12 protein-coding genes are annotated in these 12,560 nt (G+C 66.8%); 7 read left to right on the top strand and 5 right to left on the bottom strand.

The annotated features are described in order from the left end of the window. Positions 1-3: 3 nt before the first annotated feature. Entirely contained in the window at positions 4-1,578 is a 1,575-nt protein-coding gene (locus ARGLB_RS07050; RefSeq protein ID WP_003800537.1) for an ABC transporter substrate-binding protein, read from the bottom strand. A gap of 162 nt (positions 1,579-1,740) precedes the next feature. Between ARGLB_RS07050 and pdxA the strand changes: the two genes are divergently transcribed. After that, positions 1,741-4,104: a 4-hydroxythreonine-4-phosphate dehydrogenase PdxA gene (gene pdxA, locus ARGLB_RS07045; protein WP_003800535.1), complete on the top strand. Its 2,364-nt coding sequence runs from the start codon at positions 1,741-1,743 to the stop codon at positions 4,102-4,104. 29 nt (positions 4,105-4,133) lie between these two features. On the opposite strand, the gene ARGLB_RS07040 is transcribed toward pdxA, so the two are convergent. The 4 genes from ARGLB_RS07040 to ARGLB_RS07025 form a co-directional block, all read right to left on the bottom strand. After that, positions 4,134-4,910, bottom strand: coding sequence for an SDR family NAD(P)-dependent oxidoreductase (locus ARGLB_RS07040; protein ID WP_003800533.1), 777 nt, complete (start codon positions 4,908-4,910; stop codon positions 4,134-4,136). Positions 4,911-4,957: 47 nt separating this feature from the next. Beyond that, positions 4,958-6,340, bottom strand: a complete 1,383-nt coding sequence (locus ARGLB_RS07035) for an MFS transporter (protein WP_003800532.1) — start codon at positions 6,338-6,340, stop codon at positions 4,958-4,960. Between the two features lie 121 nt (positions 6,341-6,461). After that, the gene (locus tag ARGLB_RS07030; protein WP_003800529.1) at positions 6,462-7,484 is read right to left on the bottom strand and encodes a PHP domain-containing protein; all 1,023 of its coding nucleotides are present in this window, start codon (positions 7,482-7,484) and stop codon (positions 6,462-6,464) included. A gap of 6 nt (positions 7,485-7,490) precedes the next feature. Next, complete coding sequence (locus ARGLB_RS07025) at positions 7,491-7,868, bottom strand: VOC family protein (RefSeq protein WP_003800526.1); 378 nt, start codon at positions 7,866-7,868, stop codon at positions 7,491-7,493. A 133-nt stretch (positions 7,869-8,001) separates the two neighbouring features. Here ARGLB_RS07025 and ARGLB_RS07020 point away from each other — a divergent pair, with 133 nt between their 5' ends. The 6 genes from ARGLB_RS07020 (at position 8,002) to ARGLB_RS06995 (ending at position 12,530) form a co-directional block, all read left to right on the top strand. After that, positions 8,002-8,610, top strand: coding sequence for a hypothetical protein (locus ARGLB_RS07020; protein WP_083839614.1), 609 nt, complete (start codon positions 8,002-8,004; stop codon positions 8,608-8,610). Positions 8,611-8,654: 44 nt separating this feature from the next. After that, positions 8,655-9,122: an SRPBCC family protein gene (locus tag ARGLB_RS07015; RefSeq protein ID WP_003800522.1), complete on the top strand. Its 468-nt coding sequence runs from the start codon at positions 8,655-8,657 to the stop codon at positions 9,120-9,122. Between the two features lie 108 nt (positions 9,123-9,230). After that, positions 9,231-9,437 (top strand): hypothetical protein, encoded by a 207-nt coding sequence (locus ARGLB_RS07010; protein ID WP_003800520.1) that lies wholly within the window; start codon positions 9,231-9,233, stop codon positions 9,435-9,437. Between the two features lie 133 nt (positions 9,438-9,570). Beyond that, complete coding sequence (locus ARGLB_RS07005) at positions 9,571-10,185, top strand: TetR/AcrR family transcriptional regulator (protein WP_043418225.1); 615 nt, start codon at positions 9,571-9,573, stop codon at positions 10,183-10,185. A 125-nt stretch (positions 10,186-10,310) separates the two neighbouring features. Next, positions 10,311-11,234, top strand: a complete 924-nt coding sequence (locus tag ARGLB_RS07000) for an AEC family transporter (protein WP_003800515.1) — start codon at positions 10,311-10,313, stop codon at positions 11,232-11,234. Positions 11,235-11,363: 129 nt separating this feature from the next. Then, on the top strand, positions 11,364-12,530 hold the full coding sequence (locus tag ARGLB_RS06995; RefSeq protein ID WP_003800513.1) for a cytochrome P450: 1,167 nt from the start codon (positions 11,364-11,366) through the stop codon (positions 12,528-12,530). Positions 12,531-12,560 lie beyond the last annotated feature (30 nt).

Genomic DNA, 12,560 nt, shown 5'->3' with positions numbered 1-12,560 from the left:
GACTCAGGCCTCCAGCCGGACGTCAACAAGGGGGTAGGAGTTCGTGGGCGCCAGGGCCAGGCCCGACACGCGCTTCTGGTGGGCCAGCACCGACTTGGGAACGAATGCCCAGGCGCACGGCCAGGTGTCCCAGATGGCCTTCTGCGCGGTGGCGAGCAGCTGCTCCCGGCGTACCGGATCCACTTCGGAGGACGCGGCCTGGATCTTTGCCTGCACGTCCGGAACCACGTAGCCCTGGTAGGTGTCGCGGGTCTTTTCCTTCTCGGCGGTTCCGGCGTACATGCCCTGCATCATGGTGATGGCCAGTCCGGTGGGGCTGCTGAAGCCGTTGCCCAGCAGATCCCAATCGCCCTGCTTGCCCTGGCGCCAGGCCAGGATGTTGCCGCCGGGCTCGAACTGCTGCAGCTGGGTCTTCACGCCGATGTTGCCGAACATCTCCACCAGCGCCTCCATCACGGAGGTGTCGGAGGCAAACTCGCCGGTTTCCCAGATGATCTTCAGGTTGAGGTCCGTGACGCCGAGGCTCTTCAGCGTGGCCTTTGCCTTCTCGGGGTCGTAGGTGTAGTTGCCGGTCTTGGCGAAGCCGGTGAGGCTGGACGGGACCACGCCTTCAGCCTCGCTGACAGAGTCGACCAGGACGTCCTTGACCAGCGCCTCGCCGTCGACCGCCCAGCTGAGGGCCTGGCGGACGCGGACGTCGGAGAGCGGGTGGCTGGACGGCTTGCGGAAGTTGTAAAAGATCTGGTTCAGCCGGAGGCTGGACGCCTCGGCCAGGACGACGCCGGGAAGTCCGGCCAGCTGTTCGCGCGAGTCAGGCGTGATGGAGTCGATGACGTCCACCTCGCCGCTGCGCAGCGCGATGACGCGGCTGGATTCCTCCGGCAGGAACCGGACCTCGACGTTGTCCACCTTGGGGGCGGGACCCCAGTAGTTCTCGTTGCGCCTGAGGCTGTAGGTGCCGGCGCCGCGGTTGAACTTGGTCACCACGTACGGGCCGGTGCCCACGCCTTCCTGCAGCTCCTCCGGTTTGTTCTTGGCTGCCGGGCTGATCAGGATCATGCTCATCAGGGAATCGAGGATGGGGATGGGGTTCTTGGACTCCATCCGGAACGTCCTGTCATCCACCGGTACCACTGTGGGGAATTCCGGGAAGAACCCGGCGACGAAGGAGCCCTGCACCTGCTGGTACATCTTCAGCGCCGTGGCGATGTCCTCGATGGCCACCGGGGTGCCGTCCGAATACCGGACGCCGTCGCGCAGACGCACCGTCCACACGGTGGGCGAGGTCATCTCAAAGCGGTCCGCCAGGACCAGGATCGGCTTGGTTTCGGGGCCGATTGCGGTCAGTCCCTGCCGCACGGCACGCTGCACGGTGACGGCGGCGTCGAACTGGTTGAGCTTGTTGTCCAGGCTGACGAGGGACCTGTTGAGGGCCAGCGTCAGGGTGCTGGGTCCCGGCAGGCCCGTGGGGCCGGCACACCCGGCCATGGAGCCTGTGCCCAGGAGAAATCCGGCGGCCGCGCCAAACTGCAGGAGGCGGCGCCGTGAGATCTCACTTCCTTGAGGAAGAACGGTCATCGTTGACCTCTCGGTTGAATGGGACGGCTGGCGGCCGGATGGCCTGCGCCGTGTTACATGCATCACCCTGCCACCTCTGCGCGGAATGCGCAACCGCTCTAGCGCAATTCGCGCAGACATGCCATCATGGTGCTACCGATCCATAGAAGAAGGGAGGACGACGTGACTGTAGTCCTCATCCAGGCCGATGACTTTTCCGGCGCAGCAGAAGTGGGGCAATGCTTTGCAGCCCAAGGGCTGGACACACGGCTCCTCCTGTCCGCTCCGGCGGCAGACACGACTGCCGAAGGCGCAGCCACAGCCGCAGACGCCGGCGGCCGTCCGGACGTTGTGGTTGTCGACACCCACTCACGCGCAGTGTCCCCGGAGTCGGCAGCCGCGGCTGCGGCGGCCGTTTTCGGCAGCCCCGCCGCAGACGGCGCAGGTGTCCTGTTCAAGAAGATCGACTCGCTGTGGCGGGGCAATGTTGGCCCAGAGCTCGCGGCACTTTCGGCCCTGGGCCATCACATTGTGGTGGCCGGAGCCCTCCCCCAGCTGAACCGGACAGTCGTGGGCGGCCGGCCCTTTGCCGACGGCGTCCGGCTGGACCGCACTGAACTGTGGCGGGCAGAGGCAGCCGCCCCGCCCGCGGAGATCGCGGAGCTGCTGGGTCCTGGCTCTGCAGTTCAGCTTGCGGGGCTGTCCGCGGTGCGGTCGGGCGGCCTCGCCGCCGTCCTTGGCGAGGCACTGTCTGTCTCCAGTGCCGCTCCCGCCACCGTGATTGTCGACGGCGAGACTCCGGCCGACTTGGAGGCCGTCGCGGATGCGCTGCTGGACCTGGAGTTCAGGGCCGGCGGGCGGCGCATCGTGTTGGCCGGAACCGGCGGAATGGCCCTGCTGCTGGCGGCGAAGCTGGGCAGCAGCTCTGCGCGAAACGCGCAACAGCAGGTGTCGCCCGGCCTGACGACGGCGGGCGGACCCCGGACGGTGCTGGCCGCCGTCGGCTCCGCCTCGGAGAAGGCGGCGGCGCAGCTGCGGAATCTGGAGGCCGGCGGCTTCACCACCCTGCGGCTCGCTTCCGGCGAACTGCAGCGGCCGGAGGATTCCGGCCCGAGGCTCGCGGAAGCCCGGCAGCTCCTGGCGGCGGGCGAGCCGGCAGCCCTGACTGTCACCGCCGGCGTCGTCAATCCCGACGAGTCCGGCAGGATCGTACAGAACCTGGCGCGGCTGGCTGCCAGCGCGGCGGCTGGTCCTGCGACAGCTGCAGACCTGATCCTCACCGGCGGGGAAACGGCCCGCGAGGTACTCGACGCCCTCGGCGTCCGCTCGCTGACCCCGCTGGCGTCCGTACAGCACGGCGCCGTGGTCAGCCTTTCCGACGACGGGCGGCTGGTGGGCACCAAGCCCGGCAGCTTCGGCGACGATAACGCCCTCGTCCAGCTCTACTCCGCCATCAAAGACCTCCGGTCTTCCAACAGCACCTCCCACCCCTCCCTCACACCTGGAGCTCCAATGACATCAGCAGTGAACGCAACCGAACAGCAGGACACCCGGCCTTTCATCGCCGTGACCATGGGCGACGGCGCCGGCGTGGGCCCCGAGGTGACCGTGGGTGCCCTTCTCGACGGGAACGCCTACCGCGACTGCCGCCCCGTGGTCGTCGGCGACGTCCACCGGCTGCAGCTGGGCGCCAAGGCGCTGGGCGTCGAAGCCAACATCGTCGAGGTGGAGACGGTGGGTGAGGCAGTCTTCGAGGCCGGCCGGATCAACGTGATCGACCCGAAGCTGCTTTCTGCCGACCTGCCGTGGGGCCAGGAGTCCGCCGAGGCCGGCAACGCCGCCTACCACTACATCCGGATCGCCTGCGAGCTGGGCATGGGCGGCCAGGTCCAGGGCATCTGCACGGCGCCCCTGAACAAGGCCGCGCTGCACAAGGCCGGGCACATCTACCCCGGCCACACCGAATTGCTGGCGCACTTCATGGGCGTCGAGGAAGTGTCCATGATGCTGTCCACGCCCAAGGTGAAGGTCATCCACGTCACCACGCACATCGGCCTCATCGACGCCATCAACAAAATCGAGCCCGGCCTGGTGGAGCGGACCGTGCGCCGCGGCCACAGCGCCATGCAGCGCGCCGGCATCGCCAACCCGAAGATCGGAGTGTGCGCCATCAACCCGCACGCCGGCGAAAACGGCCTCTTCGGTTACGGTGAGGAAGCGGAGAAGATCACGCCCGCCATTGAAAAGCTGCAGGCGGACGGCATCGACGCTGTCGGTCCGCTCCCGGCAGACACGGCGTTCTTCCTGGCCGGCCGCGGGGATTACGACCTCATCGTGGCGATGTACCACGACCAGGGCCACGGGCCGGTCAAGGTCCTCGGCATCGAAGCCGGCGTCAACATCACCGTTGGCCTGCCCGTCATCCGCACCTCCGTGGACCACGGCACGGCCTTCGACATCGCGGGCAAGGGCATCGTGGACGTCCGCAGCATGATCGAGGCGCTGCGCCAGGCGGCGGAGATGTCGCCCAGCCCCGCGGCAGCCTGAACAGCGCCCGCGGCAAGCCAGGCAGCCAGTCAGGAAATCTGCAGGCCGCCGTTGATGTCGTACGTCGCGGCGGTGATGTAGCCCGCGTCCTCCCCCATCAGGAACACCATGAGGGCGGCGATGTCGCGGACCGTGCCCACCCGGCCCACAAGGATGTCCCTGGACATGTCCGCCTTGCGTTCGTCGGTCAGGGTGCCGCCCATGATGTCCGTGTCCACGGGGCCGGGGGCGATGCAGTTGACGGTGATGTTGTGCTGGCCCATTTCGCGCGCGAGCGCCCGGGTGAAGCCGATGATGGCTGCCTTGGAGGCGCTGTACGCCACCTTGGAGTAAGTGCCGCCGCCGCGCTGCGCGGAGATGGAGGAGACGCTGACCACCCGGCCGAGCCTGCGCTCGATCATGCCGCGGAGCACGCGCTGGGTGACCAGGAACGTGCCGGTCATGTTGATCCGGAATACCCGCTCCCAGGCCTCGAGCGTCTCGTCCATGAACTCGGTGGGCGAGCTGATGCCGGCGAGGTTCGCCAGCCCCACGATGGGCGGCATGTTGGCCTCCACCTCGTCGATGGCGGCGTTCACGGTGGCCTGGTCGGAGACGTCGGCTCCCACGCCCCTGGCCAGGACGCCGTACACGGAGGAGATGTCCTCCGCTGCGCGCCGTGCCGCGTCGCCGTCGATATCCAGGATGGCCACGGACCAGCCCTCGCTGGCGAGCATTTCCGCCGTCGCCCGGCCAATGCCCCGTGCGGAAGCGGCCCCGGTCAGCACCGCGGTGCGTTCAGCCGGGAACGTGTCGTGGTGCGCCATGTCGGTGATCCCCTTGCCTGATGTCGTCCAGTAGTAGTCGGTGTCGTCTAGTGTTTGGTGTCGTCGAACTCGTCGGCCGCCACCGCTTCTTCGCCCACAGCCGCGTGTGTGCCCGGCTTCACGTGCCCCTCGGGACGCTTGCGGGCGTACAGGTAGGTGGCGACGGCGGTGACCGCGAGGCAGGCAGACAGGAACATCAGGCCGGACCGGTTGTCGCCGGTGGCGTCATTGAGCAGGCCCACGATGTACGGCGCCACGAAGCCGCCGAGGTTGCCGAGCGAATTGACCATCGCGAGGCCGGCCGCGGCGGCGGCTCCCACCAGCGCGGTGGACGGCATTGCCAGGAACGGGGCGATGGCGGAGTAGATGCCCATGGCCGCGAGGGTCAGGGCGATCAGGGCCAGGATCGCGTTGACCTGCACCAGGCTGCCGGCGGCCACCAGGCCGACGGCGGCCATCACCATGCTGATGCTGGCGTGCAGCACGCGGTTGCCGGTACGGTCGGACCGCCTGCCCCAGAAGTAAACGAACACCGCGGCGATCGTGTACGGGATGGCGACGATGAAGCCCACCTCGGTGGTGTTGAACTTGCCGAGGGCGGCGACGATGGTGGGCATCCACAGGCCCAGGCCGTAGATGCCGCAGACCAGGCCGAAATACAGCGCCGAGTAGGCGACGGTCCGGGAATCCTTCAGGCCGGCGAGGAAGTGGTGCGGCTGGCCCTTTTGCTTGTGGGCGAGTTCCTCGTCCATGGTCCGGGTGAGCCATTCCCGTTCGTCCGCGGCGAGCCAGTGCGCGTGGCTTGGCCGGTCCGTCATGAGGACCGGCGTGAGCAGGCCGAGGAGGATGGCCGGGACACCTTCGATGATGTACAGCCACTGCCACCCGTGCAGGCCGGCGATGCCTTCCATCTGGAGCAGGAGGCCGGACACCGGGGCACCGAGCGCGTTGGAGACGGGCTGGGCGAGGATGAAGATGCCCAGCACCAGCACCCGCTGCGGGGCGGGGAACCACAGGGTCAGGTAGAAGAGGATCGCTGGGAAGAAGCCAGCCTCCGCCGCGCCGAGCAGGAATCGGATGACGTAGAAGGTGGTCTCCCCGTTCACCAGCGCCATGGCCGTGGCGAAGATGCCCCACGAGATCAGGATGCGGGCGATCCACTTGCGGGCGCCGAACCGGTACATGCCGGCGTTGCTGGGGATTTCCAGAAGGGCATACCCGATGAAGAACATGCCCGCGCCGAGTCCGTAGGCCGCGGCACTGAGGCCGATGTCCTCACTCATGGTCAGCTTGGCGAAGCCGACGTTGTTCCGGTCCAGGTATGCCACGAAGTAAAGCAGCACAATGAGCGGCATGAGGCGGCCGCGCACCTTTCTAAGGGTCCGTTGGCCCAGTTCGTCCAGGTGGTTCGCCGGATTCATAGCGGTCATGGTGCACCTCGCAAGGAGAGACGGATCCGCCCGGGTTCCGCGACGGAACAATTAAGGTGTACCACTCCGTCCATGCATAGTCATTATGCTTACTGAATTCTTGAGCAGCGTTCCGCGCCAGCTAGGTCCTGCTGTTCAGCCATTCCCGGAGCCGGTCCAGCGGCCACGTGGTGATGATCCGCTCGGCCGGGACACCGTTGCGTTCGGCCCGCTCGGCGCCGTACTGCAGGAAGTCGAGCTGGCCCGGGGCGTGGGCGTCGCTGTCGATGCTGAACAGGCAGCCGGCCTCGAGTGCCAGCTGCATCAGGTTGTCTGGCGGGTCCTGCCGTTCGGGCCGAGAGTTGATTTCGACGGCGACATTGGCTTCCGCGCACGCCGCAAAGACCCGCTCGGCATCGAATTCGGACTCGGGACGGGTCCCGCGTGACCCCTGCAGCAGGCGGCCGGTGCAGTGGCCCAGGACATTGGTGTGAGGATCCCGGATGCCGCCGAGCATCCGCTCCGTCATGGTGCGCCGGTCCGAGCGGAGCTTGGAGTGGACGCTGGCCACCACCACGTCAAGCCGGTCCAGCATCTCCGGCGTCTGGTCCAGCTCGCCGTTTTCCAGGATGTCCACCTCGATGCCGGACAGCAGCCGGAAGCTCCCGTCGGCGTCACTGTTCAGCCCGGCCACCACGTCCAGCTGCTCGCTGAGCCGCTCGGCAGTCAGCCCGTTGGCGATCTTGAGGTTTGGTGAGTGGTCCGTCAGGGCCAGGTATTCCCGGCCCAGGTGCCGGGCGGCGTCGGCCATCAGCACCGGCGGGGAACCGCCGTCGGACCAGTCACTGTGGCTGTGCAGGTCGCCGCGGAGCAGCGGGCGCAGCCCGTCTCCCCCCGCCGCCAGCGGCTTGGCGCCGCCCTGGCGCAGCTTCTCCAGATAATCGGGCACGTCGCCGTCCACAGCCTGCCGGATGACGTTGAAGGTGGTGTCCCCGATCCCCTTCGTCCGCTTGAGCCTGCCGTCTCGGGCGCGCTCCGCCACCTCGTGCGGTGTCAGTGCGCTGATGACGCCGGCCGCCTTCCGGAATGCCTGGACCTTGAATGTCGGCGCGGCGGAGCGCTCGAGCCAGAAGGCAATCTCGTTGAGGGCGTCAGCGGCGTCCATGCAGTACTAGTCCTGGTGCAGCTGAATATAGTTGCCGCAGCCGTCGTCGAACACCGCGGAGATCCCCGACGGATCCTCGGCGGGCTCGCCCCGGAACTGGACGCCGGCGGCGGACAGGCGCTCATACTCCGCCTTGACGTCCGGTGTGCCAAAGACGATGGCGGGGATCCCGGCGTCGTACAGTCCCTTGCTGTAGGTGGAGGCGATGGGGTTGTCGCTGGGCTCCAGCAGCAGTCCCACGGTGCCGCCCGCTCCGGGGTCCTTAACGATAAAGAGGTTGTGCTCGGGCATGGCCATGAGCGTGTCGAAGCCGAGGGTCTCCGTGTAGAAGGAGTGCGCCGCGGCAGGGTCCTGGACGTGGATGCTGCACATTTTGAGTCGCATGGCGCCTACGCTACGCCGCACGGCCGCCGCTGCAAACCGCCCGGCCGGTACCCATTGACCCGGGCTTGCGCAGGGGCTGCAATTTAAGTGCGGCCCGATTTGCCGGGCGCGCCCGTCCTTGGGAGGTGCAGTGGTGCCCGCAGTTTCCGAAGCCGCCCCCTTGGGGCTGCTGCAACTGGTCCTCTGGAGCGCAGTGCTGGCGGTCGCAGTCGCCTGCACGGTTTTCATCGTGCGCCACCACTTAAGGACGTCCGACGGCGACAGTTCCGACCTGCTGTTCTGGGACCTTTTCGGCGGCGCGGTGGTGATTGCCCCGGCACTGCTCATCCCCGCGGTTGCCTCGCCGCCGGCGGGCCTGGCCCTGGCCGCCGTAGCAGGGGTGAGCGGCATTGCCGCCTACCGCGGCAGCCCTGCAGTGCTGTCCTGGTATGAAACCCGGCGCCGCAGGCGGGTGGACGGCCCGCTGTGCCGTGCGGCCGCCGTCGTGCATGAAGAGATCGTCGGACGCTGGGCGCGCTACGAACTCGACCCCGCGCTGGCCATCAGCTACCCGGACCTGGCGGACGTCCGGCGGCCTGAAACCGCTGATTTTGTGAAGGCCCTGCGGGAGGCCGAGACGCTGAAGACCGCATGGGACCCCGGGTATCCGCATGCCGTGGCTCGCCTCGGCCAAGCGCTCGACCGCGCCGAAACCGCCGCCGGAGTTCCGGCGGGCGTGCGGCGGGCGGGACAAAACGCCTGATCAGGCTCTGTCTGGCTCACTGAGGCCGGCCATAGGATGGGGCCATGTCAACCTACTCAGTCACGCGCAGCACAGTCATTCCTGCCCCCGCCAAGGACGTGTTTCCGCTGGTCAACAGCTTCCGCGAGTGGCCCAAATGGTCGCCATGGGAGACCGTGGACCCGGACATGCAGCGGACCTACTCCGGCACTGAATTCGGCGTCGGCGCCAGGTACGCATGGAGCGGCAACCGCAAAGCCGGCGCCGGCAACATGGAGATCGTCGAGTCGCAGGAACCTGATGTCATTCGGATCCGGCTGGAGTTCACCAAGCCGTTCGCCGCTGTGAACCCCACTACCTTCACGTTCGTTCCGGAGGGCGGCGGCACGCGCGTCACGTGGACCATGACCGGCGAGCACAAGGGCATCGGCAAGGTCTTTGCACTGTTCATGAACATGGACAAGATGGTGGGCGGCGACTTCGAGAAGGGCCTGACGTCGCTGGCGTCCGTCGTCGGGAGCGGCAAGGCCTGATCCCCTTCTTCTGTCGCGGGTTTCTGGCAGCACTTGTTCGGTGAGCCGTTTTCCGGAAAAGTAATAAGCACCCTTAGCAGTTCCGGCCATCGCAAAGGAAGTACCACCATGCAAATCGACAAGGCCCAGATCCTCGAATTCCTCAGGTCCCAAGGCGACAACGACAAGGCCGCACAGGCCGAGACGCAGCTGCCGGACCAGGTGGACACCGACCAGCACGCCGGGCTGCTCTCCCAGTTCGGGATCAACCCGGCGGACCTGCTGGGCAAGCTGCCGGGCGGTTTGGGCGACAAGCTCGGAGGCCTCGGGCTTTAGCGGCGCCAAGGTTACCGAAAGGACGGGTTCCCCATGGGGAGCCCGTCTTTTCTGTGTGCGCGGACGCTGGATTATCGTCTAGACAGTGCACTGACCGACGTACGGCCATCAAACCCATGGAGGGGCAGGACGAATGAAGCCAGCAGCCGCACCGCGGCAGCGTCGCCTTCGGCAGGATTCGATCCGCAACCAGCAGGAACTCGTGGTGGCTGTCGGCGAACTTCTCCGTGAAGATCCGGGCTCGGCGACCATGCCGGCCGTGGCTGAACGCGCGGGCCTCTCCCTGGCCACGGCCTACCGGTACTTTCCTACGCTCGATGAGCTTCACCGCAAGTTCATGCTGAGCGTCATCGACGAGCTTTACGAGTCAACGAAGGGCCTGAAAAGCAATGGCATGGCACTCTTCAACGACACCATGGCGCAATGGCTCAAGGTGGTGGCCGAATACGGTCCGGCCATGGTTCTTGTCCGCTCCCGCGAAGGGTTCCTGACAAGGCTGCAGGCGGGCGAACCCCACGCCCGCGCCCTGGAACGGGTCTGGGCGCCACCTGTCCGGCAGCTGCTCGATGAAGCCGGCGTTGACCCGGACCAGCTTCCCTACGCGCTTTCCCTGTTCAACGCCTTGTTCAATTCCAGGGAGATCATGGACTTCCGCGCGGTGGCAAGCATGCCTGACGAGCAACTCGTGCAGCGGTGCAGCCGCCTCTACTGGAGCGCCCTTCAGGGACTGCGGAGCACCGAAGACTGACCCGCGGCCCCGGGCCGCGAAGCCTTTCCGAACACGATCCAGGCACTAAATAACACTGTAGTCTTAGATAAGCCCCGACCGTCCAGCGTCGCAAGGGCGGGAAACAGACGATTGAGGACAGCGCCTTGGATGGAGTCTTAAAGGGATTCTTTGTGGTGGGCATGGTCCTGCTCGTCGGCTACATTTTGGCCAGGACAAACGCGCTTGGACCGCACGGGACGAAGGTGCTGTCCACCCTGACGTTCATGGTCGGGCTGCCAAGCCTGATGTTCTCCACCATCGCGTCCCGGCATATTTCCGAAGTCCTCAGCCAGACTGGCCTCATCTCCGTCGTCACGGCGCTGTGCGTCATGGCGCTGTTCGCGTTGAGCGGGGCCATCGGCCGGTGGGGCGTCCGGCGCACCACCATCGGCGCGCTGGCCACGGGAATCGTCAATTCCACCAACCTCGGCGTTCCGCTGTCCCTGTACATTCTCGGCAGCGCCACGTTCGTCACCCCCATCATGCTGTTCCAGCTGGCGCTCGTGACCCCGGTGGCGCTGACCATCCTGGACCTGACCGATCCTGAGGGGAAAAGGGCCTCTGTGTGGAGCATTCTGTCCACTCCCCTGCGCAACCCCGTCACGGTGGCGGCAGTTCTCGGCGTCATCGTCAGCGCGGCCGGAATTGAACTTCCGGCCCTGGTGCTGGATCCCCTGAAGCTGGTCGCCCAGCTGACGGTTCCGCTGATGCTGATCATCTTCGGCATGTCGCTGCACGGCCTGTCACCCCGCCAAAGCACGGCGGACCGCGTCCCCACCCTGTTCGCCGTCATCCTTAAATCGGCCGTCCAGCCGGCACTCGCCTGGCTGCTTGCCGTGTTTGTGTTCCGCCTCGATACCTTCAGCACCTTCGTTGTCACGGCCTGCGCCATACTTCCCACCGGCCAGAACGTGGTCCTCTATGCCGTCCGGTACGGCGTGGGCCAGAACCTGGCGCAATCCACGGCGGTCATTACATCGGCCCTGGCAGTCCCGCTGCTTCTGGGCGCGGCCTGGATGTTTGGCTGAGTCCTGCCACGCTACTGACGGCGGGCGCCTTCCCGGAATAAACTCGGCTCCTACGGGCCTGTTGGCCCCACCGCCTGGACGCCCCCGGTTAATGCCGGAAGGGCGCCGGGCCGAGCAGAGAGGCCGGCCATGGACTTCGTGCGCAGCGACGGGGCTTCGCTGGACCCGTTCCCGCATTACGACAGGATGCGGGAATCCGCTCCGGTGTTCCACGACGAGCAATCCGGAAGCTGGCATGTCTTCCGGTACGACGACGTCCAGCGGGTACTTTCTGAACACGGGACGTTCTCTTCGAAGATGGGAGGAGACGATCCGTCCGAGACCGGCCAGCTGTTCGCGGCAAGCCTGATCACCGCCGATCCGCCGCGGCACCGGCAATTGCGCTCCCTGGTGACGCAGGCCTTTACGCCAAAGGCAGTGGAGGCCCTTGCGCCCCGTATCTCGGCGCTGACGGACGAGCTGCTGGACGGGATTGCCTCCAAAGGATCGGCCGACCTCATCGACGAGCTGGCCTACCCGCTGCCGGTGATCGTGATCGCGGAGCTCATGGGAGTCCCTGCCGCGGACCGCGACCGGTTCAAGCACTGGTCCGATGTGATCGTGAGCCAGACGCAGGCAGGCCCCCGGACCGCCGACCACAGCTCCACCAACCGGGAGATGACCGAGTACTTCCTGGCCCTCATCGAACACCGCCGGCGCCAGCCCGGAAACGATCTGATCAGCAACCTGCTGATGGCCGAGATCGAAGGCCAGAGGCTGAGCGTGGCCGAGCTCCTGGGCTTCTGCAGCCTGCTCCTCGTGGCAGGAAATGAAACCACCACCAACCTGATCGGCAACGCCGTCCTCAGTTTCACCGAAGCGCCGGGAACGATGGAGCGGCTCCGCGCCGAGCCGGCCCTGCTCCCCCAGGCCATCGAAGAGGTGCTGCGCTACCGCTCCCCCGTCCAGTCGATGTACCGCGTGACAGCTGCTGACACCGCAGTGGGCGACGTCCGGATCCCGGCCGGCGCCCCGCTGGTGGCCTGGATCGGTTCGGCCAACCGGGATGAGCGCCAATTCCGCGATCCTGGACAATTCGACATCGGCCGGACGCCAAACCGGCACCTCGCCTTCGGTCACGGCATCCACTTCTGCCTCGGTGCCCCGCTGGCCAGGCTCGAAGCCAGGATCGCGCTGCAGGCCGTTCTGGACCGGTTCCCCGGACTGGCCCTCTCGCCGGGAGCCCACCTGGAACGGATGGACAGCACCATCGTTTACGGGGTCAAGGAGCTGCCCGTCAGCTGGACAACCCCTTGACCGGGCAGGGATTCGAACGGATGCTGGTTC

It is taken from the genome of Arthrobacter globiformis NBRC 12137, assembly GCF_000238915.1.
Classification (GTDB): domain Bacteria; phylum Actinomycetota; class Actinomycetes; order Actinomycetales; family Micrococcaceae; genus Arthrobacter; species Arthrobacter globiformis.
The sequence above is the reverse complement of the archived record's forward strand: the minus strand, read 5'-3'. Positions and strand labels throughout refer to the sequence as shown.

Coding starts and splice junctions, on each gene's coding strand:
- ARGLB_RS07050 (WP_003800537.1), bottom strand. CDS start 1,578: ATGACCGTTCTTCCTCAAGGAAGTGAGATCTCACGGCGCCGCCTCCTG.
- ARGLB_RS07040 (WP_003800533.1), bottom strand. CDS start 4,910: ATGGCGCACCACGACACGTTCCCGGCTGAACGCACCGCGGTGCTGACC.
- ARGLB_RS07035 (WP_003800532.1), bottom strand. CDS start 6,340: ATGACCGCTATGAATCCGGCGAACCACCTGGACGAACTGGGCCAACGG.
- ARGLB_RS07030 (WP_003800529.1), bottom strand. CDS start 7,484: ATGGACGCCGCTGACGCCCTCAACGAGATTGCCTTCTGGCTCGAGCGC.
- ARGLB_RS07025 (WP_003800526.1), bottom strand. CDS start 7,868: ATGCGACTCAAAATGTGCAGCATCCACGTCCAGGACCCTGCCGCGGCG.
- ARGLB_RS07015 (WP_003800522.1), top strand. CDS start 8,655: ATGTCAACCTACTCAGTCACGCGCAGCACAGTCATTCCTGCCCCCGCC.
- ARGLB_RS07010 (WP_003800520.1), top strand. CDS start 9,231: ATGCAAATCGACAAGGCCCAGATCCTCGAATTCCTCAGGTCCCAAGGC.
- ARGLB_RS07005 (WP_043418225.1), top strand. CDS start 9,571: ATGAAGCCAGCAGCCGCACCGCGGCAGCGTCGCCTTCGGCAGGATTCG.
- ARGLB_RS06995 (WP_003800513.1), top strand. CDS start 11,364: ATGGACTTCGTGCGCAGCGACGGGGCTTCGCTGGACCCGTTCCCGCAT.